We start from the raw sequence: 23,981 nt of genomic DNA, 5'->3' as shown, positions 1-23,981 counted from the left end.
CACGATTCCATGTCTCCACTATATTCTAGCTTTTTATAGAAATCAAAGCGGCTCCCATGCAAAAGACGAGGGGATCCCCTCGTCTTCCCGCCTATCTGCAATATCATATCCAAAAATGCCTCTGATGCATTTCTTTTGCCTTTCCTCATAACTGGCTTTGAGCTTTTTTTTAATGCGTTCAGTTGTTACGGCAAGATTCTGTTTCATGAGGTCTTCAAAAGTACTTTTCAGATCAAATAGTAACTGTTGTTCCATGTCCGGATTCGCCACACCTATTCGTTTTGCGTCTCGATTTCATTTTATCTTATGTCGTCTTAAGACATCAATACGTTATCCTTTACGATTTGTTCAGCTAATGTACAAATCGAAGCACGGTGACTGTCAAAAGGACAGTCACCACAATTCTAGGCTCTCCCAAGCCTTACATTTCTCCTAGAATCCCTTATAACCAAATATTTACTTGATGTATGCGTTAATAGTTATTGAACCATCTTCAGGAGTTACTTGGAGCCATCCCCACTCAAAGAGCAGGGAGCCGTTCTCATCGGTTCCAGATGAATCCGATTGATAATGCGTCATCAGTGTGGCATAATCGTCTTCCGTCGTGTTCTCAAAGATTACGCGAAAATAAGATTGGTACTCCTTGTTGTCAGTTATGCCGGAGGTGAAATATGTGTTCCCTAACGTGCCAACTGTCTGTTCTAAAATATCGGGAATGTCAGCGTTGTCAATGCTGGAAAAGGTATTGCTTGTTATATTTCTTTCACTGCTGCAAGCAACAAAAGTGAACGACATCATCAGCGCGAGGGCAAGACAAATAAGACTGCTTTTTGTAAGTCTCATTGTGTTTTCATCCTTTCAAATTTTTTAACCTCTGATTTCGAATAAGTGCTCAAAGGTCCGGCCGGGGGTTTCCCCCTCGGCTGGACCTTTTTGGAATCAAATGATTAAACAGATTGTTTTACAGCTTCACAGCCCAAGTAAAGTCAGTTGGCCAGCGCTTTAGCGGCCGCACGTTCTCCTCCAAGCCGACCGGAAGTAAATGAATAACCGATCCCGACGCCGTTGCCGACATAGGTATCATTAAACAGTACGCCTTCCGATTCCAGACCCACGGCGAACAATCCAGGAACCGGCACCCGCTTGTCATTCAGTACCTGAAAATCGGTATTAACGAGTAAACCGCCTACTGAGCCGAGATTGTTGATCTCAGCGATAATGGCATAATACGATCCACTCTCTCCCATCGATTGCAAATAAGCCTTCGATTTGCCGAACTCAGTATCCACCCCGGTACGAATAGCCTCTTGATATTTATTGAAGGCGTTCTTCAATACATCGGCATCCATACCGGCGTTCTTCGCCAGCTCCTCGATCGTGCCGCCCTTGTACCCGTCTCCGTTCTCCACCATCGAGTCAAAGACTTGCTGTGCATTTTTCCATGGCGTATCCAGCTTGAATTGAGCTTGGAAGTCGGCATAAAACTCCGGTGGCATGCCTGGAAGGCCAGGCGCTTTCACACCGTTCATGCCTTGTGTCGTCAATGCATCAATTTGTGATTGAGATACAATAACCAAATGATAAGGACCGTTAAAGGCACTTGTATTAGCGGCAGCTACCGCTTCTAACGTGGCCGCCTCATCGCGGAATCTTGCCCCGGATGGCCCGACATTCATAAAGTTTGGCAAGTAGCTGAGCATCAGCGGATAGCTGGCTTCAAATGAAGTGTATTGCTCCTTCAGCTTACCAGTAGCTCTGGCAAGTGTTTGGTGCAGCATTTGGCCGCCGAAGTTGTCCGGGACCTTGGCTCCCGCTGCCCAGGCCATCTCCAGTCCTTCGCCGATATTTTGCCCCAGCCCGCCATTGATGCCTTCAAATCCAAAGGCCTCCTTAACCATCTCTTTGTTGGCCGCATAACCGCCGGTGGCCATTATGATGCTCTTGGCTGTAACCTCAAGTGTAGTACCGTCCTTCTTCTCGGCTACCACTCCCGTAACTTCGCCATTCGTTCCGGTTATCAGCTTTTTGGCGGTCGTCTCAGTAATCACCTGGCCCCCGTTTTTCTCAACGGATTCCGCCAGCATGTTCCTCAATAATTCCTGACGGGTATCATAAGCTGGCAGTATGTGCAGCGGCTCGCCGGCGAAATTCATGAACATGGTCTTATAACCTTTATCCGCCAGCCAGTCATACGTTTCTCCAGACTTCGTGACATATTGCCGAATTGCAGCAGCGTCAACGCGCCAGTGATTGTTATATATCCAGTCGGCTATTTCCTGCTCTACGTTAACTTTCAAGCCTTCATTCACCGATGCGGAAGAATTATAAAATTTACCGGCCCAGGACAAGTTGCTCGCACCGCCGATCGTTGCCGTTTTCTCAATAATAATGACTTTGGCCCCTTTGTCTGCTGCCGATACGGCTGCCGATACACCTGATGCACCAGCGCCTACGACAACTACGTCCGCCGTAAGCTGTTCAGTTAAACCTTCGCCCGGCTTCTTGACTACATTAGACTTAAAAGCTGCAACATCCCCTCCCGCCTGCTTTACGGCATCCTCTACCGCAGCCAGCAAACCGGCGCTTGTCTCGGATGCCCCGGATACGGCGTCTACAGCTAACGTCTGTCCATCAATAATTTGCTGCTTTAAGGTGTCGATCGCGGCATCGCCAATTCCTGCGGTTTCACCTTGACTTAGCACTTTAATATCCGTAAGTTGATCCTCTGTAAAGGTAACCTCGATCTGAATCGATCCCTCTTTCCCCTTGGACTCCGCCGTATAGGTCCCAGGTGTAAAAGATATCTTGTTTACGTTATTTTCATTTTGCTTTGTTACCTGTTTCGAATTACTGTTCGCTGAATTTTCCGCTTGCGGCTTGTCTGAATTTCCTTTGCAGCCCCCCAGCATCGCCAGAATCATAATCAAACATACTGAAACGATCGCAAATCTGTAGACGGATTTTCTGCGCATTTCTTAATCCTCCTCCTTTTGGTTATGCAGCCCCTCTTCTTTTGTCCCAAAGGTTACAGCCAAAGCATAAACATTGGTGCAGCTCCAAGGTCAATGGAGATTATGTGAAAAAAATCCCAAAGTAGGCCAATAAATTGGCTTACCTTGAGATTTAATCCTTCGTTAGATATATGACAATGTCTTGATCACAAACCGATTAGCCAAATTAAATCAATAATTAAAAAGGAATATTGACTTCCAGATAAGAACCAGGAGCCTTCTGAATATATTCATTTAACAACAATTTCCCTGTAATATCTCCCTTAGCCTTATACCCTTGCGCAGCCAATTCATCCAGCATAAACTGGAAAGCCTCAACCGTGAAGCTGTCCTCCGCCGAAGTCCGGATTACCGAAGATAGGCAGCGAACGGAGGGAAGGTTTTCCACACCATCGCTAACCCTGACATTTAAATTCAGCATATCGTCCTGCGTCAAAGTCATTCCCCAGCTGTATTTGAGGGGATAATTGTCTGGCGCATCATTCCAGTTCTCGATCCGGAAGCAAAAGTATGTGAAGGGCAGCAGTTCCATCCATTCGTTAACCGTTTCTTTTAAATAAGGCTCCTTCAACAATCGGTCCTGACTTGTCTGCTTGAGCCGGTATCTGGCCGGCAATAGCTTGATCCGACACTGATGCAATCGTTCCTCAATCTGCCCCAGTTCAGTCTCGATTTCGTCCATCTTCTTCAGGAGCAGCGTACTCCTGCGAATTTGCTCATCCAGATTCGTCTTCGACTGAAGGATCTGCTGTTGAACCTGCTGCGCCGTCGCACCGTTAATCAATTCGGATACGTCCTGCAGCGGAATATTCAAGCTCCGGTACAAGCGGCTCATCAGCAAGCTCCTAACATCCAGATCATTATAATACCTGTAATTGTTGCTGTGATCCTTAAGTGGCCTTATAATGCCCTGTTTCTCGTATAACCGTAAAGTATCCGCCGATACGCCGATAATTGATGCAAATTCACCGATAGAATATCTCATACGATCCCTCCACTACAAAAATACCCTAAAAATATTGTTATCTATATCTTAAGGTATAAAGTAGAATGACATTGTGAATTTTTTCTCATAATAATGTGCTAGCTTTATTGGCATAAACAAGGCTCAATACCCATTTCTTTTTAATGCCCGATATACTGTTTCACGACTTCAAGGGGAAACATAGTATGCTTGGCAACTTCTTCAGCCGACATATCCTGACTAAAAAAGCGTTTGATAACGGTAATCATATCCTCTGCAATCTCCACAATATGCTTGTCCGGGTCATATACCCGAATGCCACGCTGCCCCCATGGGTATTCCTTTATTTCATGGACCCATTGCAAGTCGGGTATGCTTTTCATTTCGGCGTATACTTTGTCTAAATCTTCCACTTCAAAATAGACTTGAAAGTTGTGTGACTGTTCTTTTACACGATCGACCGCTATCCCAAAGAATTCAGCATATCCTTGTTGCAGAGAAAAGCCCTCAAAGGTTACATGTGCGCCAATATCCATTACGATATTTTGATGAAGCACTTTTTCATAAAAATGCTTGGAAGCGGATATATCCCTAACCGCTAAAAGGCAACCTTGATATTTCATTTTTCATTCCTCCTTTGAGGAAATTGTATTGTATATTTCCGTTCCGTCATAGTAAAAATCCGACATGGTTTTCATATATTTTTGAGGGCTAACACCACTAATCGCTTTAAAATCTTTATCAAAATGGGCTTGGTCGAAATATCCGGCTTGTTGTGACAATGCCGCAAAAAAACAAGGCGATTTCTGAATTTGCTTTAACACATAGTTAAAGCGAGTTAAGCGTGCATAGTCTTTAATATTCATTCCGATTTGCATAAGAAACATGCGGTTTAGCTGTCGCTCACTATAACTGGATTGCCGGGCGACTTCTTTCACTTGTACTTGTCCATGACTATTAGAAATCACTGTAGTTGCTAATAACAAAGCATCTGAAATAACCTGCTTTTCCATGCGCCTATATAAAATTTTATCGCAAGTGTTTACCAACTCTATTATGGTTTCTGATATTACAAAGGCTTGGTGCAGCGAATTAAAAAGTTCGCTGTCGATATCTGCAAGTGAAAGGCGTTTGTCAGCAAATTCTGCTTGGCTCTGGCGTGTGATTTGATACAAGCCATAGGGCGAAAACTGAATAAGTAACAGGACATGGTAACTATTTGGTTCCATGCCTAACAAAACAGGCGTTAGGGATGCTCCCCATAGTTCGGCGATTATAGCGGTTCCATCAAAAGCAAGCGATAATGTTCCGCAAGCATTTGGCATGAGCGTATAGTTTTCCACAAACATATCACTCGCTGGAAATACGATGTTGTAATATAGGATATATTTTCTCAGCCCCACATGAGAGGGGTACATATTGAATTGCTTGTCATTTTGAGTGATCAAATTGTTCCCCCTTATTTTTCAAAGTAAAATATCATGGTTATTGGTTTTTAATTAAATCATATATTTCTTGTTTACCATACTGCTTTTTAATTATTGGACATCTTAAAAGTATCCTTGAAATCAACTTATTAAGCGTTTCGCTAACCAGCCCAACTAAGCAAAATCAAGCCTTTTTGAATAAAAGTAATAAAGCAAAAATGAACAAGACAACCGAGCCGCTATGCTTTAGTAGCCCGAAGTGATAAAGTCATTTAAACTAATGATTTTACCGCCTTTACTTTCATAGTAGGCGAGCATTTCGTCAATTTTCCTTCTATACATAACTGGTAATGCAATCTGATAGGACATTAACACCATAGTTAGCTTTGCGCATGTTGAAACAGGTTGATTTAACACAAGCAACGGCATCTGCTCCTGCTATGAAGAACTCACCTATTTTATTTTTACTAATAAAGTCTGCGAACTCCTCACTGGTTAATGCGCTTCCTTTGCCCCTTGATCCCAACACAAAATTTTCCACATAGCCTACAAGCCTTGATTGCCTCTTTCACTTTACAAATATTCCCTGTTATGACCTTATTCCTGTTCGCGAACTGTACTTCTTAATAATAAAATTCATATATCAACATATAAAATTTCAGCCTGCAATGAATCAAAATGTCATGAACCCGGTGTTTTATGTTACAAACCGGCATTGAGGAGCAATAATTTAAGTCCCGAATGTACCGCTATAAACAGACGAAATCGGCTGGATTGTGCCGATTGTGTTTACTATAATAGCTTTCTATAATATTCCGCAGACGGTTGGTAGCCAATAACTTTGTAGAAGGCTGCTGCCCTGCGAGTGGCCAAGGCAACAAGTTTTGCCTCGGCTTGTTTCGCTGCACTTTCAAAAGCCTGCATCAGCTTTTTTCCGATCCCTTTTTTACGGTGCTCTTCTGACACCATTATTTCTTCCAACCAAGCCACGTTGCCGTTGGCATAGAAAGCGTTATGAACAAAGCCAAGACAATAACCAACGATATTGCATTCATCCGCTGCAACAAAAATATAGGCTGTTGGATTGTGGAAAAGCTCGTCAAACACTTTTTCAAACAGGTGCTGTTCTGTTATGTAAGAGGTGGCAAAATCCTTTACTAAGTAAAATATCTGTTCTTTGTCAGCAGGGGTTGCTTTTCTTATATCCACAAAGGTAATCTCCTTACACTTTCCTTCATCTTATGTTTAAGATAGATGAAGTAATTGATAAACCAATGACGTTCCTGTTGCTCTATGCTCCATTTCTTGCGAATCCGCCGAGAGAAGAAAATGACATAGCTGCCACGTAGTCGGGTTGTATGCAACGATAGAGCAAGTAGTTGATGCATTATTACAGTCTGTATCAAAGATGCGCTTTGCCTTGTCTTGCAGGTCAGAGAAATCCAAGCGGGGCAATACCGGCGATTTTGTGATTACCGCATACTGCTTAGAGTCATGCTTTTCTATCTTTTGATGAAGTACCACCCATGTGTTTACCGGTGTCCAGCCAAAGGAGTTGAGAATATTATTAAAGGGGCCATCCAATAAAAAATGATTCATCCCCTCTGCACCTTTCCAAAGATAGAATGGAGCGTATTCATTTTGTATATTGCCATGTTTGCCAAACTCCGCAATGAGATATGCTTTCATGGATAGATCCAAAAAGCCATCGGTCTTATAGCCATTATTCTTCACTCGGTTTTTTATTATGCTCATGTCATAATCGGAAGGTAATTTAACATTGTACTGCATTGCAATCATAGTTCCAGCCTCCGTTCGTTCTCTACGTTTTTTCTGTACTAAATCTTTCACATTCCTCTTTAATCTTCCCTATTTCCAATTGTACCTTGTTTTTGAATTTTCCCGAACAAAGGCAATAGATAAGAACCACACTACCGAAAACCATGCTTACATACCGAATGACATTGCTTACTTCGCGGGAATAAGGAGAGAGCAACTGGCTTGTTAAAAAATTAGACATCATATGCACAAAAGCACCTGCTAATATGCTGCAAGAGTGGAGATTATGCGTCAGTAAAATACTACTCAGCCTTTAACTGGCTGGATAAGCGTAGCGGCTTGACCAGAGTTACATATATTCTAGCCTGAAAACTTCTGCATCCTTTAAATATGCAAGGATTAGCTTATGCGGGCTTTCCGGCGTTGAACTTAACTGCGGTTGAAAAAGAGTAGCTACAAAAAATCGGTTCTGTGGTATTTCGAGTATCCTTACGTCTCCGTTTTCATCCGTTCCAGCAATGACAACACCGTGTGAAGTCAACTGATCCGCAAAATTACTGCTTAGCCCGAAGCTGCAATTATACCGCTCCTCCGTTTCTACTAAGCCATAAATTTGAGCAACCTTAGTACCGTCGGACAATAAAATTCTTTGTGTTTCTCCAACGAGTGAACAGCTTAAGCCGGAGATAAACACATTAGGCATGTAGGGGTCAAAATCCGGGCGCTTAACTTCCGGTAAATCAAATACATCGCGTGCAAACTCTAATACAACATGCTGAAAGCCTCCACATGTTCCGATAAAGGGGAAGTTATTCTCCCTTGCGAACTGAATCGCATTCATTGCTCCTTGTGCACTTTTATATGGGCTGCCCGGCGCACCCCAAAAAGCGTTGAAAGTGCTCAATTTCTCTTTGAAGTCCGACTCTAACGAGTCGGTAGAAACCCATTGCGTTTCCTGCTTCAGGCCTAAGAACGCAGCACAATGCCTAATGGCTTCATTAGTAGCAATATGTGACGGTCGTGCATCATAATCGCCAATTATACCTATTCTATTTGAATCCATAAATATATCCTCCTTTAAAATTTTCTGTTAATGTACTCCTTTATAGTTACACAGTTGATGTTGCCCTTGTATCCTCTCCATAGCGAATCTACATTTGTTACTGAAAGGCGAAGACTGGTACATTCAGGGGTATTACAATTTGATTATCAAATTCCGCCGCGAAGCAGGTATTGGAGATCCGAGCCAAAATTTTTGCGATACCCTCTAATGAGTCATCCAGGGTAGGATTCCCATTCCTGTGGTAGTAGCTCATAAATGAAAAACGGGGTATAATCTTCTATCAACATAGGACTAATAACCAAATAAATTTCTCCTTTCCTATGGGTGTTTGGGCATTTCGAATTTCTCCAAGGCTCGATTTAAAAAAGCGTTAAAAGGCTGCATTGCTTCAAATATCTCAGCAGCCAAATGCACAAATCTATCATCTGTAATCTGCTCATCCGTAAGAGTATATTCCAGATACCAGCTTTTGTTTTTTAGGTATTCAGATTGCGGGTGTTCCTTATCGTATCCGCGGGGAACATTCTTCAGTGTATTACCTTTAACCGTAAAATGCTTTTTAAATGTTGGATCGGTTATAATGCGCCTCCAATCCTCACCGTTTTCTACAATGTGATCTCTGATCATTGTGGTAGCATCTTTGAACATATCTGCAAATAAACCGCCACCCAAGAATGAACTTCCGTTAGGCTTAATGAATATGTAATATCCAACAGGTATTGGTAATTTCCCTTTCGACGATATACATGCTCTAAAAGAAGGATTATATGGGGTTTTATCCGCACTAAACCTTGTATCACGAACCAACTTGAAGGTTAGATCTTTAGGTGCATTATGAAGGACACTGCTGTCGGTTCTGCCTATTTCAAGTAGGAGGGCCTGTATCAAGTCCTCGAATTCTTGATTTGCCTTTTTGAGTTGTTCTTTATTTGCGTGATACCATTCACGGTTATTGTGGTTCTCCAAACCTGATAAATAATCAAGGATGATATTCGCATTCATATACTTCCCTCCAACCAATTAGATGTAATAATAGGTCTCCTTATTAGTTCTAATTTATGAGCTCTCTATCATATAAGGCAAGCTTTTTACTCCAAAGCCGGCAGAATGATTAAAATATAGACCTAATAATCAATGGAAAAAAGCCGAAATTGTATTTTTATTTTTTGAGTATTCTCTTTAGGTAGGGAATATCCAACAAATTCACCGTCTCAAAACTTCCTTTATAAAACACGCCCCAGTTATTGAAAACACAAGGCAATTCCTTTGCTTTTTGTAGCGTATCCACATGAATGAAAGATACCGGAACATCATTCGTTTCACAATACTGTTTTATCGTCTCCATGTTTTGATAGACGAAGGGGCACTGTATATCGTAATAAATGGTTAGCTCTTGGCTTTCGATTTCTTCTTTTTTAGCGTTTTGTGCAAACTTTGGTGTTGTTCCGTCAAAAGAAAGTGCAAGTAATTCATAGCCATTATCGGTAGTATCAACAACCTCAAAGCCGAACTTCTTTGCAAATGATTGGTCGGAAAGAAAGGATTTTTGTTTTTTTGCTCCAAGCATACAAACGCCGGATTTACCCTTTTCTTTAGCATCAGCCAAACAATATTCCATCAGCAATTTTCCATACCCTTTTCCTTTGTGGCTTCCGGTAGCCCATAAGCAATACAGATAATAATAGTTATCGCCAGTTATGGGAACCCAAGCTGTTTCAAGAGGAGCATACTCAATAAAAACAGTAGCTTTTGCATTTAACTTTCTAAAGACATAACCTTCCTTTAATCGTTCAGAAAGCCATTGCTTCTTTGCGTCAATACCTGGATGGGGCTTTTTACTGCGGATAATGCAGCATAAATGCTCATTGACAAGGTTTTCTATTGTTAAGTTTACAAAATCAATATCCATGTGTACCCTCGCTTCAAATTAATATCCATTACCTCTAAATTCAAGTGTACGGCAAAACCATCTGCACTATGGTGCGGTTAATTGTAGGCTTTACGGCGCTATGCGCCCCGCACCCACTGCCTTTCCCAAAGAACAAGATAAAAATCTCATGTCACCCCTTGACAAAACGCGTTCTGCAATTGAATACTGGGCACCTCATCATTACGCCCCAATTTACAGGCGAATTTTTCTATCATGCATAGCACCTAGAAATAGAAACAATCTACAGTTACAACTAAAAAATTGTAACTTGTCAGCTTCCAACTACGCCTGATTTTACTTAATACATTCTTCAACTCTAGTAACAACATCCGAAAAGCTGTTTTCTTCAAGTATTTTTTCTTTTAACAAATAAGCTGTTTTCTTTAGCTCTGTATCGTTCAAAACTTGCAGGGCGTTTCTATAAAGTTTATTTGCCGTCATGTAAAATGTACGTATGCGCATTCCTATCCCAAGTTCGGCTATTCGCTTGGCGTTAGCGATCTGGTCATTGATAATAGGCATTGCGAGCATAGGAACGCCAAAGCTCATAGCTTCGTTAACGCTGTTCATCCCACAATGCGTGATAAACAAATCGGCTTTTTGCAAAACCTCAAGCTGCGGCACAAAAGAGTAAGCGAAAATATTCCGGGATACAGGACCAAGCTTTTTCGGATCTATTTTCCCTGTGTTCAGGATTACGGAAAGATTTTTGCCTGCAAATGCCTTTATACACCGTCTACAAAAAATCCTACTTCTGATTATGCTCCCCATTGAGATATAAATAATAGGCTTCTTCATAGCATCGTATGGAATTTGCTCATGGGAAGCAATCGCAGCTTCCATGGGCGGACAGACAAAAACATAACGCTCGTCAAAGCTTTCATGTTTTGATTGAAACAGCTTTGGCACATACACCACATTCAGCTCAGGTCTGTCATTGAGCACAGAATCAATCAACGTTTTCCCGCTCATTCCCATCTCGTCCGCGTTTTTCTTTCCCATCACTTGCATGTCGATTAGCTTACAGAAAAATTTAAAGACCGGACTTGCATCGCCCATCGTTTCAGAACTCCATGCGGGCTGTGAAAACTGTCGCACACATGGAATACCCAATTTCTCGGCTATAACCTTGCCCGGGTAAAATAGCATTTCATAGATCAGCAAATCAAACTTCCTTGTAAGTTGTATTGCCGTATCAAAAGCCGCCTTGAAGCAGCGAGTTTTTACTTGTTGCTCCGTCAACCCCTCCGGAAAATTGGAATAGGGGACAAATTCAGCGCCCGTTGCTTCAATCTTATCCTTATATACAGGTGAATTGACGTACACAACTGAATGGCCCCTCTTTACCAGTTCGGCAGCCAGCGGCAAAGTTGGATTCGTATGCCCTGAGTAAGGGACGTTTATCATCAGAATATTTGCCATAGTTCCCCCTCTACTGAATTTATATAAATAATTGGAATACTCATTATACTCATAATGGATAGTTCAAACACTTTCTGTATCTTAGGCAACCCAGTTGATACGTATAAAATTGTCCAGAATATTCAAGATGATAAACGATGAGACATATGCTAGCCACACCCATGAGGGATTAACAATTATATTTTTGGTTGCTTTGATGGAAAAGAATTTTCGATAGATCAGAAATAAGCATAGAAGTGAAACAGCGATTGACATTATTAAGGGGATATAGCTAAAAAAAGACCAACCAAAATATTGTGCCCATGCTTCACCCTGTTGCGTTTCATCCTCCATTCCACTGCTGAATGCAATCATGCGTATAATAACGATTACACATGGGATAAGCCTGATAATGGCATTACTGAACGCCACTGCCAAAATGCTTTTATGCAATAATGTATTCCGGTACTTTAACCGTAGGAAAATTATCGTAAATATGATTGCCAATAATAGTGTAACAGCTGGGCCCATGTCTTTTAGGATTTCGCCGCCTGTCCAGCCTGTGCGAAAATCAGCATCACGAGGAGACATATATACATTTCCGACGCGATTAAATCCTGTGCTGACGGAATAACCAGCCAGCCAATTACTCAATCCATGCGCACACTCATGAATAAATGTTGATACGACAATGGCAATATTGCATATAAGAAACCATGATAGGAAGCCTTTACTTTTATTCAAAACCACATCTCCTTTCTATTCGCTTTTTCGCAATAGGAGCAGATATATTTTCAAATCCTCATTCAACAAGTGCTTCTATAGAGCCATCTGTATCAATCCTTATTACTCGACTTGTCCAATCTGGCCCGAAGTTGGTTCATTCGTTTTTGTGAAGGCGAACGCTATAGTATTCTGCTTATTGGGAACGGAATTTTAACGATAAGTAAATCTGCATCTGAGTATACTGAGAGCCTTGTCAAAAGCATCAGCGGGGTTTGGCATATTACACATTCCATTATTCAGAAATCCTCCATATTCAAAAATATCGTTATCAAACCTACAATGGTTTACAATGTACAACTGCCGAAAATGCTTATACTGTTCATTTTATTTACCATGGGATGACGGTAAGCGAGGGCCACCGTTCACTCCATTTTTTTACTTTTTGCAAATATATTTCTTCCGTAATTTGAGTTTTGTTTGCTCTGACAATCATCCCGAATAAATCATTTAATCCAAATGGAGCATACACCTTTAATTTGTTGTTTCCCATACGGACACCTATTGAAGTTGCGGTTGTAGGCCAAGAATTAATCGCATTCTCAATAGAATTATATGGGATTATGTCATATCCGAAATGCTCTTTATACCAAAGATGTACTCGCGCTTGATTTTTTATATCAAGCCTTATTTCGCACGGATTCATCACACTCGTTATTCTTTGAATCACTGCCTTTTCTGCTTCTAAAGATAAGTCTGAATCATCGTAATAAACAATATCAATGTCAGAAATGCCGTGTGTAAGTTCAAGACCTGTTTGATAATTCCAGATAGTTTGCGCAATGCATCCAGCACCGATATAATAATCATCCAAATCTATTTTATTAGCTTTTTCAATAACTCTAAATAAAACATCATTTAGAGTTATTACTTTTGTCAGATATGTTATTTGACTTTGCAAATCAGCATTAATACCAAACATTTAATCACCCCTTCTACACTTTGTTTTACTATATTGTCGTCAAAATAGAGCAATATAGCCTATCTCATTAAATTTTTATGAAAGATCCTGAAAAATAGGGTAGTCAACACTCTTGCTTGAAGCATTTGCTATTTTGATATTGGATGCTCCTACTGCAGGTGCAGTAATTGAAACAGTGTCCTCCAGTTTCTGAAATTTGTCTTCTGACCAAGTTGTCTTCCCTTCACTGTTAACAATACCGACTTTCAACTTAGTGCAGTCCTTTTCTGATTGGTCATCGAACCTGCTTCATATAACTGTCTAAAGATTTTCCCTTAATTTTGATATCCGGGGTAATACACAAGTTAGATACATTGTTCCGCATTACATTCCAATAGTGACTAACTACGTACACCATGATCCGCTGTTTGGCATCTTCAAATACTTTCTGACCAATCCCATTACCGAAAGTACTACGCCCAACGATAACCACATTACTCAAGTATGTCTTCAAGTCCCATGTTAGCAGCTCTGCTGCGCTAGCTGTATTCTCATCCACAAAAATAATGCGATCAGCGTATTGAATAAATTGATCATCTGTAGTCATGCTAAAATCCTTTATCCTGAAATAATGAACATCATCTCTCACTTCATATTGGACATCACTACATTGAGGGCCATCCAGTTCTCTGGATTCAGTTCAAGGGCTATTTTGTAAGATTCCACGGCTTTTGCATCATCTTCTAGAGCTAAATACGCCCTAGCTAAACCAGACCCTAACTCAGGATCATCAGGATTACGGTCTGTCGCTTGCTTCAGATAAATGACAGCCTGCTCATAATTACCAAGCTGATACTGACTATCGCCAATAAACCAAGCTATATCTGCATTTCTTTCAAACGTAAGCTGATCCGCCTTTGCTCCAAACTCGACAGAACGATAATATCTTTTGCCCCAATGCAGCGCTTTAATCTTGCTAACATAACCCTCTTGATCCTCTGGAGCTAATTCGATAGCCTCTTCAAAATAGGGGATAGCTGCTATATATAAACCTTGATCCATATAATATGACCCACCTGTAACGCATCCTCAGCCAGTATCTGCTTAGCCTTGTCCATGGCTCCCAAATCGTTATACATTCTAGCTAGCCAATACTAATATCGGTTTGATCAGGGTATTGATCCTTTAACTTCCAAAAAAAAGAAAAAGCCTCATCATATTTATCATAGTTATAGTAAAGTTCACCAATCTTTATTTTTGCCTTCCATCGATCGGGAAACTTTTCACTGGCCTTTTTATAGAATTGTTCAACCTCATCAAATTCAGCAGTACCCTTTATTATTTGTCGTAGTATACCAGATGAGAAACGAAAAAAAATTCATCTCACTCCAAATAGAGTATTTTTGTCCCAAATTACACAAATAGTTCAGACCAAAAGACAAACACCCTCGATTCAATATAGAAGCGAAATCGTTTGTCTTTGGTTTGCTATATAATTATTACCCCGCTTATCACACTGGTATTCTTAAGAGTTGTTGGCTTCGGATTATACGGGTACAATAAAATAGATTAAAGTAATTTTAAATTATTAGATTTAAAGAGGTTATCCCGCCTCAATGGCTCTACGCTCACATGGATTCATTACACAGCAATTCCAGAATGAAAGGAAAGACAATTCATGATTATTAAACCTAGGACTCGCGGATTCATCTGTACAACCGCTCATCCAGTTGGATGCGCCAAGCAGGTACAACATCAAATTGATTATGTCTCCAAGCAACCCACCATAGATGGACCAAAAAATGTGCTCGTCATCGGAGCTTCGACCGGTTATGGACTGGCTTCGCGCGTAGTCGCAGCTTTTGGAGCCGGGGCAAACACAATCGGTGTGTATCGCCCAAGTGCGGCAACGGCTTCACGAACCGCTTCCGCCGGCTGGTACAATTCCGCGGCTTTTGAACAGGCAGCTGAAGCAGCGGGTCTCAAATCCTACAGCGTGACAGGGGATGCCTTTACAGACGAGATCAAAGCCAAAACAGCAAAAGTCATTGCGGAGAAGCTCGGCAAAGTTGATCTGATTATCTATAGCGTTGCAACAGCACGCCGCACAAATCCGCGAACAGGTGAAACCTTCAATTCTACCTTGAAGCCAATCGGTCAGCCGTATACCAACAAGACAGTTAATTTTCACACAGGTGAAATCAGCCCAGTGACACTGGAACCTGCAACAGAGCAAGAAATCGCGGATACGGTTGCTGTCATGGGCGGAGAGGATTGGAAGCTATGGCTCGACACCCTGGAAGAAGCCGGGGTACTCGCTGATAATGCGGTTACGATCGCCTTCTCTTATATTGGCTCGGAGATCACTCAGCCCATCTACCGCGACGGTACGATCGGGCAAGCGAAGGATGATCTTGAACGTACCGCCCACGAATTGGATCAGCGGCTGAACAACATCGGCGGACATGCTTATGTCATCGTCAGCAAGGCGCTTGTGACTCAATCCAGTTCTGCCATTCCGGTTGTGCCGCTTTACATGTCCGCTTTATATAAAGTGATGAAGGAGAAAGGCATTCACGAAGGAACGATCGAACAGATATATCGTTTATTCTCCGAACGGCTATATGGCCCGAGTATCGTGCCTGTAGATGAAAAAGGACGCATCCGTATTGATGATTGGGAAATGCGTGAGGATGTACAAGAAGAGGTTGCGAAGCTATGGGAGCTGATGGATACCAACAATATTTTCGATCTGTCCGATCTCTCCGGCTACCGTAAAGAATTTTTCCAGCTATTCGGCTTCGAGATAGAGGGAATCGACTATGAAGCAGATATTGACCCAGCCGTTGCTGTTCCTCATGTGGAGTAATGTGTTACTGAAGCTATTTGGCGCGTAATCATATTCAGATGCTATTCACAAAATAGAACGAAGGGCTATGAATGCTTGATCTATTCTTTCCGCCCTTCGTTCTATTATTTTTTTAGTCTGCTGAACCGTCGAGACCCCGCTAACGGAAATATAATGCTCTATTTGATTAGAAATACCTATGTTACATGTTCTAATGGAAATAGGCGCACTTCTTTGCTTCAGCAAGACCCAAAAACCCAATTAGAATGCAATATAACGGCTCCTATTTCCGTTACAGTTCAAGATATCTTACTTTAATGCGAATAGCGGCATGAATTTCCGTTAGAAGGATAGCTTAAAAGGATGGCATAACAGGATCATAAGGATTTGACGCGCAATATTCATAACCGCTGCCCAGCTGCTCTTGTATCACGCGCCGCTCATGTTACAATAGCTAAAGGTATTAGACGCAATTAATAATAAGGAGCTTAACAAATTACATGACGAAATCATTCCAGAAGCTGGGCATCCGTGCCGAGCTGGTACAGCAATTGCAAGAACTGGGGATCTCCACACCCACTCCGATTCAAGCGGAAGCGATCCCTTATATACAAGCCGGACATGATATTATTGGCGAGGCACAGACCGGTACCGGCAAGACGCTGGCATTCATCCTGCCGATGCTTGAGAGCATCAATGTGAACAGTCCGGAGGTTCAGGGGCTGATTCTAACCCCTACCCGGGAGCTGGCCATTCAGATTACTAGCGAGCTCAAGAAGCTGGCATCCGTGGTTGGAGCACGCGTGCTTGCCGCTTATGGCGGTCAAGATGTGGAACGCCAGCTGCGCAAGCTTGAGGGCGCAATCCATATCGTTGTCGCTACTCCCGGCCGATTGCTGGATCATCTGCGGCGCGGCTCAATCCACTTCGGCAAGCTGAAAATGCTCGTCCTTGACGAAGCCGATCAAATGCTGCACATGGGCTTCCTCCCTGAGGTCCAGAATATTGTGGAGCAAACCCCTGTGCGCCGTCAGACGCTGCTCTTCTCGGCGACGATGCCACACCAGGTTCGACAGCTGGCCCAAGCATACATGCAGAAGCCCGAGGAAGTGAAGATTCCGACACAACAGATAACGCTCACGGAAATTTCGCAAATAGCGGTTCAGGTCACAGATCGCTCCAAATTCAAGGATCTCTGTACTCTTATTGAACAACAGCATCCTTATCTTGCAGTTGTCTTCTGCCGTACCAAGCGGCGGGCCAGCAAATTGAATCAGGAGCTGCAGGAGCAAGGCTACGCTTCGGACGAGCTGCATGGCGATTTGTCGCAGGCCAAGCGTGAACAGGTCATGAAGAGATTCCGGGAGGCTAAGCTGCAAATCCTAGTCGCTACCGATATGGCTGCACGCGGGTTGGATATTGAAGGCGTTCCCCATGTATTCAACTATGACATCCCTGCCGATGCCGAATATTACATCCACCGCATCGGACGAACAGGCCGTGCCGGAAACACCGGGGTGGCGATCACATTTGTAACAGCCCATGATCGCGGAGCCCTGGAAGCGATCGAGCGCGGCATCAAAATGACGATACCGAAGCGCCAGCTTGGCGAATCAGGGCTGAGACGTATTGAAGGCTCCATAGCTGCGCCAGCTAGAGATTCTCGCAAAAGAAACAGCGGTGCCGATAGCGCACGTACCGGCAGAAACACCGGTACAGGTGAATATGGTGCCGGACGTAGTGCAAAACGCGGACCGTCGAGAGATGAGCGCGGCTCCAGCGCCGGACGCTCCAGATCAGGACGTTCCGGCGAGCGCGACTATTCTCGCAGCAGCCGCAGTTCCAGTCCCGGAGGCCGGGAATCGGGACGCGCTGGCCGTGGTGAACGCCAGGACGCCGGACAGCAAGGACGCCGCGGTAATGACGGACGCAATAGCGGACAAGGTGGCAGGCAAGGCAGCGGTCGCCAGAATCCGTCAGGCGGCAATCGCGGCGGCGGCAGAGGCAGACGTTAGAAGCTTGAGCCGTGAACAATAACTGATACTCTCAAAATAAAAAACCGTTCCATGAGAAGATGGTTCAGCAATCCTCCATCAACGCGTGAAACGGTTTTTTTTATCCCAAAAAGGGGCTGGCCCGCTATATCAAATAGCAGGTCAGCCCCTTCAAACGGTTCGGCCCGATTAAATATTATTTAACCACTTCTTGTCCGGCGATCCGTCCGAATGTAATAGCATCTGCAATCGCATTACCGCCAAGACGGTTTGTGCCATGAATGACACCCGTTACTTCACCGGCAGCAAACAGGCCAGGGATCGGCTCACCCTTCTCGTTCATAACTTGCGTGGTCTTGTTAATGACAAGTCCGCCCATGGTATGGTGAACAGAAGGTACCGCTTTTTCGATGTAGTAAGGACCTTTGCTCATATCATGCAAACCTTGACGATGATGGAAGTCTTCATCATTGCCTGATTTCGCAAATTTATTGACGCGATCGATCGTTTCCTGCAGCGCCTTCGGATCGATTTTGAAGAATTCGGCAGCTTCTTTCAGCGTATCCGCTTTGTACAGCACGCCTTCCTTCACAAGCGAATCATATTCGTCCTTATGAACTTCCACCGTCTTGCTGATGTCTCCGATTTCCTGATTCCACAATTGATAAGCATAGCTGCCTTCTTGAGCCAAAATCGCTTTGGAGATAACGTCGCGGCGTTCCAGCTCTTCAACAAAGCGTTTGCCGCTCTGGTTAACGAGAATCGCTCCATCAAAACGGCTGTCTGCAACGAGCGAAATAACCCCTGTCACCGGGTCGCATACCGGATAAGTCTGGATGCTCTCCATATTCGTCAAGGCAGCGCCAACGGCTTGCGCCATTACGAGTCCGTCGCCAGTCGAACCTGGAGCATCTGTAGTCATATATTTCTCATCGTATTCAGGATTGTACTGCTTTCTCATTTCAATATTGGAGCCAAAGCCGCCCGATGCAATAACAACACCTTTGTTTGCATGGAAAGTGATCGTATTTCCATTTGCTCCCGTTGCTTCTACGCCGACTACCTTGCCGTGATCATCTGTCAGCAATTTATCAGCCTTCGTGTTTGTCTTCAGATCAATTTTCATTTCGTCCAGCTTTGTTTTCAGCTTGGTAATCAACTCAGCGCCGGTATGTCCTTCAGGGATAAGCGCACGCTTCACAGAGTGACCGCCAAATTGGAACAGGTTATCTTCAAGGAAATTAACCTTGATATCATTCTTCAGCCATTCTGCGGCCGCTGTTGCGTTCTCTGCGAGTACGCGAACCATTTCCGGATCACCGACATTATCGCCGCCTTTTAGCGTATCCTGCGCGAACAAATCCACACTGTCTTTGATGCCCATTTTTTTCTGTACCCAGTTATTGGCCGCATTCATCTCGCCACCGGAGATCAATGTGTTGCCGCCTACGCTTGGCATCTTCTCCAACAGAACTACAGATGCACCAGCCTGCTTGGCCTCCAGAGCTGCACTGAATCCGGCGCCGCCAGCCCCGATAATTACTACATCGTAAGTTTGTTCTGTCGGTTCATCAGTTTCCGTCTTGCCTGCCGCTTGCTTCGCAAGCAGCGTTAATCCTGACTTCGCAATCGCATCCTTAACTGCATTGATATAACCTGTGCTCGTCACTGTTGAACCGCTTATCGCGTCCACCTCTGCACTGTTGGAGGCGATGATCGTATCACCGAGCTCCTTAAATACAGGCTCAGCCAGAACTTCGTTTTCTTTCTGCTCAAGAACCTTAATATTCTTGATTTCATTGTTCTCAAATGTAACTTCTACCTTAATCGTGCCATGCTTGCCATCGCCTTCACCGATCGAAGTAACGATGCCGTTTTGGCCGGCTCCGTTACCGGCCTCCTTGCCCTTGTTCCCGCTGCCGCATGCTGCCAGCATTACGACTAAGCTTAGGATAAGAATAAGGCTCCCAATCCTCTTCATCTTCATCATTTTCTGATTTTCCCCTTGTCTTTCCATGTTGTTAGTTGTTGATTTTATTTGCAGCTTTACAGTACTGTGCACTACAGAAACAAAGGATAGCACAATATTCCACATTATTTTGTGAATGTTATCACTTTCACAAACTTTGTTCACAAATTAGAGCCTCTTTGTCTGTCGAGTCATGGTCATAATTCCGGTCATTTTAAGGTCATGAATCTATGCCCAGCCATCGAAACCAATTTCAAGCTCTGGCGTATTAACTGTATAAAACCGAAAGGAAGAGCTAGATCGATATGGCGGCGAAATTCAGAAAAGTCTTGTCCCCCACCGTTATTTTCTTTACCTGTGTCATCATCCTGTCCGTGATCGTCGCTGTATTGTCCAGACCTTACTTCACAGAGCCTGTCTACTCCATAAACCTGAATAAGTACCATTTCGCGAGCGAGCATGACAACCTGGTCGCTTATCAAAGTAAAACGGCTGCGCCGATTCAGGTGCGTATTGAAGATGATGGGCGCACAGTAATTATTAATCATATGGAGTATTACATAACGAAATACAGTTCTAATACAACATATAACGTGGCATATCCAAACGGTCGTAATTACGAAGTAAGAGATGAATCCGGTAATTTATGGAGTTTCGATGAAAATGGCGATTTAGTGCTTGAGGTCTTCGCTTATGTGAACAACCAAAGAATCATTCAAGAAGGCGAAGAGGAATTTACCCCTGCGATGCTTGTAACGGCCGCTTACCCGGAATATCATAATACTCCAGGGGCACCGGGGTTTTTGTTTCTGGCATTAGCTATACTTATTTATGGATGGTGCTCTTTTGGATATAAGAAATTTCAGGACATTATGTTCAACCTCTCAGCTCAAAGGCTTTGGGTGAAAGACCCTGAACCTAGTGATTTTTATTATTTCATGTGTAAAGCTGGCGGAATATTCTGTATGGGCTTTGCCATCTGGGTCGCGATACAAGCGTACTGAGAATTATTCTGTACCGGGATTATGGACTTCCTATAAGTCTAGGATTAACAATGAGGTAAATGAGAGAATCTCCCATCCATAACTTACCTGCCCTATTCTCCTTCCGGACATGTTAGAATGAAATTGCGAAAAGTTACAACATTGTAACCGGGATGTCATTATTGAATTCCGTCGCGAACTCAATTCGATAACTTGGAGGGAATTAAGAATATGACCAATAAGAATCTGAAAACTCTATTAACAGGAAGTATGGCGGTAGCAGTTATTGCAGCCGGAGTAGTCTTGCCACAAGGAGGAAAAGCGGAAGCAGCCTCTGCTTCTAATATAAATTGCAATCAGCCAACTCAGCAGGTTCAAAAGGTTCAGCAAAAATTAGTGCAATTAAACTGGAATGGCAATCTGGATGATTTGAAATCTCTGCTGTCGCAGATCCCTAATCTTGATCTGTCTAACCTGCCGGAGATTCAAAAGCCAACTACTCCGAGCGAGAAACCAAGCAACCCGGACCAAAAGCCGTCGACAGGATCGGACTCATCCAATAACAATAATAATGAAACACCAACAAAACCAACTACACCTACAACACCAACAAAGCCGACTACACCAACAGCACCAAGCGATAATAACAATGGCACTTCCGGCCAAACGGATAATGCTTCCTTCGCAGAGCAAGTGGTGAATCTGGTTAATCAGGAACGCAGCAAAGCCGGCCTTAAGCCGCTAACAGTTCAGGATAATCTGACTAAAGTGGCTGTAGCAAAGGCAGCGGATATGCGTCAGAACAACTATTTTGACCATCAATCGCCAACCTACGGCTCCCCATTCGATATGATGAAGCAATTTGGAGTCAGCTATAGCTACGCAGGCGAGAATATTGCAAAGGGTCAACGCACCCCGGCTGAAGTAATGAATGCCTGGATGAATAGTGAAGGCCATCGTCAAAATATTATGAGTCCAAACTTCACCAAGATTGGTGTAGCTTATGACAACGGCTACTGGGTTCAAGAATTTATCGGTTAGTCCGATTTTGATCACGAGTGAATGAAGAAATGGATCCGACATCGAAGCTTGAATTCAAGCTGGGTCTTCCGGTGCTCACCTACAATAATGTACGTTCTGCTCCTCAGACCCTAACTTCATTCAATCCTCTAAAGTGCTGAAATGCAGACTTTTTGAATCATTTAGAGTATAGAAGCTGCACGCATAAATCCAGAAGAACTACAAATCCTAGGTACCAAGCAGGTGCCTGGGATTTTTTATTATTGCCTAATCTCTTGCTGTACTGCGTTTGCATGCATCGGCCTCTTCATTTCAATACAGAATCGATATTCCCCTTGCTGATGATCCAGCCAAATCCGGCCGCCATGCAATTCGATAATATTTCGGGCGATGGATAAGCCTAATCCGTATCCGGGAGGCATATACATATCACTCCGCTTAGGCTCCGTCCTGTAGAACCGTTGAAAGAGCAATTCTTCCTGCTCTTTAGTAATCGGTTGACCTTGATTCTCGATCGATAGCTGGATAAATTTCTCACCGGTAATCAGGCCGATCTTCACTTCGCCGGGCAGCAATGAGAACTTCGTTGCATTCATGAGCAGATTATCTATCGCCCGGACCATCTGTTCGACATCCATACTTATGATGACCGGCTCGGGGCTTAGCTCCTGAAGCAAAGTAATTCCCTGTTCCCTCGCAACCGGTTCAAATTCCGAGACCAATTGCTCCATGAGGTTATGAAAATCTACCTCCTGGAGATTCAACTGAACATCGCCATGGGATAGACGCGTATACTCAAACAGATCATCGATCAGGTCTGCTTGATCTGCCGGGTTTTGTTGAATGCATTGTTAATATAGCGCGCCTCTTCCTGCTCATCCTGAAAGGCTTGCTTCTTGAGCAGATCGAGATATCCGATAATGCTGGTCAGCGGAGTTCTCAAATCATGTGATACACTTGTAATAAGATCCATCCCTGAAATCTCCAGCTGTCGTTCACGCTCAACCTGCTCCTGTAATTGCTGGGCCATATGATTTACGTTCTGGGAGACGATCCTTAATTCATCCTGTCTCGACACGGGAAGCCTGTAACTCAAATCCCCGCGTGCAATGACCATCAATCCGTTCGCCACTTGCCAGATCGATCTAACGATAGGACGAGTAAGGATAATAAAACAAACGATAAATATAGCTATAAATAATATCAGGCTTGTTACGGTATTCCGAAATAGGGAAATCACAAGGGTTGTAACCAGAAAGCTCAGAAAAATCGCCCAAATCAATTGGGTACGAATACTCTTCTTGCCACTGAGGGCTACCCAAAATTTATTTGTCAATGCGATACCCCACTCCCCATACCGTTTTAATATATTGAGGATTTCTCGGGTTGGCTTCGATCTTCTCGCGAAGGTTGCGAATATGGACCATCACTGTATTCTGGGAGTAGTATGCGTGCTGCTCCTTCCAACTGCTCCTGAGCCATGATGTATTGGAGGCGGCAGGCATCCCTGTAACATCCGTATTGTGCATATTGAAATCTCAGTTCCCTGTATAAAGCTGGGTCCTTCTCAAATAGCAGCACCCGGGTATCCGCATTAGCCGCCGCTTGAATATACTTTGTAATCGCACCTGTTCCTGCGCCAGGTTCGGCTACACTGTTGACTTTATCCCAGCATATCGATTGAACCATCGCTCGGGCCAGAAATTTGGAGCTGGGTGTCACGCTGCCAATCTGTGCAGGTGATCGTAGATATTTATAGAAAAACATAGCTCTTTCTTGAATGAATTCACTAACAGTTATAGTCATTGATCGTCTCCCCCTCACCATTTTCATCATCATAACGAAAACTTCTTCAGATCAAGCTGCGAAAAATCTGAATTAATTCTGAAGATCCGGTAAGGTAAGGCG

24 protein-coding genes and 1 pseudogene are annotated in these 23,981 nt (G+C 43.4%); 4 read left to right on the top strand and 21 right to left on the bottom strand.

From position 1 onward, the window contains the following. Positions 1-42 precede the first annotated feature (42 nt). The 17 genes from DMN77_RS03635 to DMN77_RS03555 form a co-directional block, all read right to left on the bottom strand. On the bottom strand, positions 43-255 hold the full coding sequence (locus tag DMN77_RS03635) for a hypothetical protein (RefSeq protein WP_179013565.1): 213 nt from the start codon (positions 253-255) through the stop codon (positions 43-45). Between the two features lie 201 nt (positions 256-456). After that, positions 457-843: a hypothetical protein gene (locus DMN77_RS03630; RefSeq protein WP_068781012.1), complete on the bottom strand. Its 387-nt coding sequence runs from the start codon at positions 841-843 to the stop codon at positions 457-459. 143 nt (positions 844-986) lie between these two features. After that, entirely contained in the window at positions 987-2,972 is a 1,986-nt protein-coding gene (locus DMN77_RS03625; protein WP_179013563.1) for an FAD-dependent oxidoreductase, read from the bottom strand. 217 nt (positions 2,973-3,189) lie between these two features. Then, positions 3,190-3,996: a MerR family transcriptional regulator gene (locus tag DMN77_RS03620; RefSeq protein ID WP_179013561.1), complete on the bottom strand. Its 807-nt coding sequence runs from the start codon at positions 3,994-3,996 to the stop codon at positions 3,190-3,192. A gap of 140 nt (positions 3,997-4,136) precedes the next feature. After that, positions 4,137-4,598 carry a VOC family protein gene (locus DMN77_RS03615; RefSeq protein ID WP_068781009.1) on the bottom strand — a complete coding sequence of 154 codons (462 nt, stop codon included), beginning with the start codon at positions 4,596-4,598 and terminating at the stop codon, positions 4,137-4,139. Between the two features lie 3 nt (positions 4,599-4,601). Continuing rightward, positions 4,602-5,423: a helix-turn-helix domain-containing protein gene (locus DMN77_RS03610; protein WP_068781008.1), complete on the bottom strand. Its 822-nt coding sequence runs from the start codon at positions 5,421-5,423 to the stop codon at positions 4,602-4,604. A gap of 313 nt (positions 5,424-5,736) precedes the next feature. After that, positions 5,737-5,931: an isochorismatase family protein gene (locus tag DMN77_RS03605; RefSeq protein ID WP_372775339.1), complete on the bottom strand. Its 195-nt coding sequence runs from the start codon at positions 5,929-5,931 to the stop codon at positions 5,737-5,739. 263 nt (positions 5,932-6,194) lie between these two features. After that, positions 6,195-6,611 (bottom strand): GNAT family N-acetyltransferase, encoded by a 417-nt coding sequence (locus tag DMN77_RS03600; RefSeq protein ID WP_218652838.1) that lies wholly within the window; start codon positions 6,609-6,611, stop codon positions 6,195-6,197. A gap of 36 nt (positions 6,612-6,647) precedes the next feature. Next, a complete protein-coding gene (locus tag DMN77_RS03595; RefSeq protein WP_179013560.1) occupies positions 6,648-7,202 on the bottom strand; it encodes a DUF4865 family protein in 555 nt (184 codons plus the stop codon). Positions 7,203-7,530: 328 nt separating this feature from the next. After that, a complete protein-coding gene (locus DMN77_RS03590; protein ID WP_179013558.1) occupies positions 7,531-8,244 on the bottom strand; it encodes a CTP synthase C-terminal region-related (seleno)protein in 714 nt (237 codons plus the stop codon). Positions 8,245-8,562: 318 nt separating this feature from the next. Continuing rightward, complete coding sequence (locus DMN77_RS03585) at positions 8,563-9,246, bottom strand: DUF2461 domain-containing protein (RefSeq protein WP_179013557.1); 684 nt, start codon at positions 9,244-9,246, stop codon at positions 8,563-8,565. A gap of 157 nt (positions 9,247-9,403) precedes the next feature. Next, on the bottom strand, positions 9,404-10,153 hold the full coding sequence (locus DMN77_RS03580) for a GNAT family N-acetyltransferase (RefSeq protein WP_179013555.1): 750 nt from the start codon (positions 10,151-10,153) through the stop codon (positions 9,404-9,406). 315 nt (positions 10,154-10,468) lie between these two features. Then, positions 10,469-11,596 (bottom strand): macrolide family glycosyltransferase, encoded by a 1,128-nt coding sequence (locus DMN77_RS03575; protein ID WP_179013554.1) that lies wholly within the window; start codon positions 11,594-11,596, stop codon positions 10,469-10,471. A gap of 81 nt (positions 11,597-11,677) precedes the next feature. After that, positions 11,678-12,319 carry a hypothetical protein gene (locus DMN77_RS03570; protein WP_179013552.1) on the bottom strand — a complete coding sequence of 214 codons (642 nt, stop codon included), beginning with the start codon at positions 12,317-12,319 and terminating at the stop codon, positions 11,678-11,680. A gap of 370 nt (positions 12,320-12,689) precedes the next feature. After that, positions 12,690-13,280 (bottom strand): nucleotidyltransferase family protein, encoded by a 591-nt coding sequence (locus DMN77_RS03565; RefSeq protein WP_179013551.1) that lies wholly within the window; start codon positions 13,278-13,280, stop codon positions 12,690-12,692. A 274-nt stretch (positions 13,281-13,554) separates the two neighbouring features. Beyond that, positions 13,555-13,866, bottom strand: coding sequence for a S41 family peptidase (locus tag DMN77_RS03560; RefSeq protein WP_179013549.1), 312 nt, complete (start codon positions 13,864-13,866; stop codon positions 13,555-13,557). A 38-nt stretch (positions 13,867-13,904) separates the two neighbouring features. Continuing rightward, the gene (locus DMN77_RS03555) at positions 13,905-14,321 is read right to left on the bottom strand and encodes a tetratricopeptide repeat protein (protein WP_179013547.1); all 417 of its coding nucleotides are present in this window, start codon (positions 14,319-14,321) and stop codon (positions 13,905-13,907) included. 616 nt (positions 14,322-14,937) lie between these two features. On the opposite strand from DMN77_RS03555, the gene fabV reads away from it, so the two are divergent. Both fabV and DMN77_RS03545 read left to right on the top strand, forming a co-directional pair. Next, complete coding sequence (fabV, locus tag DMN77_RS03550; RefSeq protein ID WP_179013546.1) at positions 14,938-16,128, top strand: enoyl-ACP reductase FabV; 1,191 nt, start codon at positions 14,938-14,940, stop codon at positions 16,126-16,128. 479 nt (positions 16,129-16,607) lie between these two features. Next, complete coding sequence (locus DMN77_RS03545; protein WP_179013544.1) at positions 16,608-18,122, top strand: DEAD/DEAH box helicase; 1,515 nt, start codon at positions 16,608-16,610, stop codon at positions 18,120-18,122. Between the two features lie 175 nt (positions 18,123-18,297). Here the strand turns inward: DMN77_RS03545 and DMN77_RS03540 are convergent, their stop codons facing one another. Further along, positions 18,298-20,091, bottom strand: a complete 1,794-nt coding sequence (locus DMN77_RS03540) for a flavocytochrome c (protein WP_179013543.1) — start codon at positions 20,089-20,091, stop codon at positions 18,298-18,300. Between the two features lie 284 nt (positions 20,092-20,375). Between DMN77_RS03540 and DMN77_RS03535 the strand changes: the two genes are divergently transcribed. Both DMN77_RS03535 and DMN77_RS03530 read left to right on the top strand, forming a co-directional pair. Continuing rightward, positions 20,376-21,074, top strand: coding sequence for a DUF6199 family natural product biosynthesis protein (locus DMN77_RS03535; RefSeq protein ID WP_179013541.1), 699 nt, complete (start codon positions 20,376-20,378; stop codon positions 21,072-21,074). A gap of 210 nt (positions 21,075-21,284) precedes the next feature. Then, positions 21,285-22,094 (top strand): CAP domain-containing protein, encoded by an 810-nt coding sequence (locus tag DMN77_RS03530; RefSeq protein ID WP_179013540.1) that lies wholly within the window; start codon positions 21,285-21,287, stop codon positions 22,092-22,094. Positions 22,095-22,333: 239 nt separating this feature from the next. On the opposite strand, the gene DMN77_RS03525 is transcribed toward DMN77_RS03530, so the two are convergent. The 3 genes and pseudogenes from DMN77_RS03525 to DMN77_RS03515 form a co-directional block, all read right to left on the bottom strand. Beyond that, entirely contained in the window at positions 22,334-22,837 is a 504-nt protein-coding gene (locus DMN77_RS03525) for a sensor histidine kinase (protein WP_179013538.1), read from the bottom strand. Between the two features lie 47 nt (positions 22,838-22,884). Beyond that, complete coding sequence (locus tag DMN77_RS03520; RefSeq protein WP_179013536.1) at positions 22,885-23,409, bottom strand: HAMP domain-containing protein; 525 nt, start codon at positions 23,407-23,409, stop codon at positions 22,885-22,887. Beyond that, positions 23,399-23,515: pseudogene (locus DMN77_RS03515) on the bottom strand (winged helix-turn-helix domain-containing protein); the annotation flags it as partial. The pseudogene DMN77_RS03515 and the gene DMN77_RS03520, both read right to left, overlap by 11 nt. Positions 23,516-23,981 lie beyond the last annotated feature (466 nt).

This window comes from Paenibacillus sp. 79R4, from assembly GCF_013393165.1.
Classification (GTDB): Bacteria; Bacillota; Bacilli; order Paenibacillales; family Paenibacillaceae; genus Fontibacillus.
This window is presented reverse-complemented; position numbering and strand designations above follow the sequence as displayed.

What these genes read in the sequence shown, in the direction of transcription:
- DMN77_RS03575 (WP_179013554.1), bottom strand. Translation starts at nt 11,596, where the DNA reads ATGGCAAATATTCTGATGATAAACGTCCCTTACTCAGGGCATACGAAT.
- fabV (WP_179013546.1), top strand. Translation starts at nt 14,938, where the DNA reads ATGATTATTAAACCTAGGACTCGCGGATTCATCTGTACAACCGCTCAT.
- DMN77_RS03630 (WP_068781012.1), bottom strand. Translation starts at nt 843, where the DNA reads ATGAGACTTACAAAAAGCAGTCTTATTTGTCTTGCCCTCGCGCTGATG.
- DMN77_RS03565 (WP_179013551.1), bottom strand. Translation starts at nt 13,280, where the DNA reads ATGTTTGGTATTAATGCTGATTTGCAAAGTCAAATAACATATCTGACA.
- DMN77_RS03545 (WP_179013544.1), top strand. Translation starts at nt 16,608, where the DNA reads ATGACGAAATCATTCCAGAAGCTGGGCATCCGTGCCGAGCTGGTACAG.
- DMN77_RS03540 (WP_179013543.1), bottom strand. Translation starts at nt 20,091, where the DNA reads ATGATGAAGATGAAGAGGATTGGGAGCCTTATTCTTATCCTAAGCTTA.
- DMN77_RS03555 (WP_179013547.1), bottom strand. Translation starts at nt 14,321, where the DNA reads ATGGATCAAGGTTTATATATAGCAGCTATCCCCTATTTTGAAGAGGCT.
- DMN77_RS03635 (WP_179013565.1), bottom strand. Translation starts at nt 255, where the DNA reads ATGGAACAACAGTTACTATTTGATCTGAAAAGTACTTTTGAAGACCTC.
- DMN77_RS03590 (WP_179013558.1), bottom strand. Translation starts at nt 8,244, where the DNA reads ATGGATTCAAATAGAATAGGTATAATTGGCGATTATGATGCACGACCG.
- DMN77_RS03585 (WP_179013557.1), bottom strand. Translation starts at nt 9,246, where the DNA reads ATGAATGCGAATATCATCCTTGATTATTTATCAGGTTTGGAGAACCAC.
- DMN77_RS03530 (WP_179013540.1), top strand. Translation starts at nt 21,285, where the DNA reads ATGACCAATAAGAATCTGAAAACTCTATTAACAGGAAGTATGGCGGTA.
- DMN77_RS03625 (WP_179013563.1), bottom strand. Translation starts at nt 2,972, where the DNA reads ATGCGCAGAAAATCCGTCTACAGATTTGCGATCGTTTCAGTATGTTTG.
- DMN77_RS03535 (WP_179013541.1), top strand. Translation starts at nt 20,376, where the DNA reads ATGGCGGCGAAATTCAGAAAAGTCTTGTCCCCCACCGTTATTTTCTTT.
- DMN77_RS03560 (WP_179013549.1), bottom strand. Translation starts at nt 13,866, where the DNA reads ATGACTACAGATGATCAATTTATTCAATACGCTGATCGCATTATTTTT.
- DMN77_RS03580 (WP_179013555.1), bottom strand. Translation starts at nt 10,153, where the DNA reads ATGGATATTGATTTTGTAAACTTAACAATAGAAAACCTTGTCAATGAG.
- DMN77_RS03595 (WP_179013560.1), bottom strand. Translation starts at nt 7,202, where the DNA reads ATGATTGCAATGCAGTACAATGTTAAATTACCTTCCGATTATGACATG.
- DMN77_RS03615 (WP_068781009.1), bottom strand. Translation starts at nt 4,598, where the DNA reads ATGAAATATCAAGGTTGCCTTTTAGCGGTTAGGGATATATCCGCTTCC.
- DMN77_RS03620 (WP_179013561.1), bottom strand. Translation starts at nt 3,996, where the DNA reads ATGAGATATTCTATCGGTGAATTTGCATCAATTATCGGCGTATCGGCG.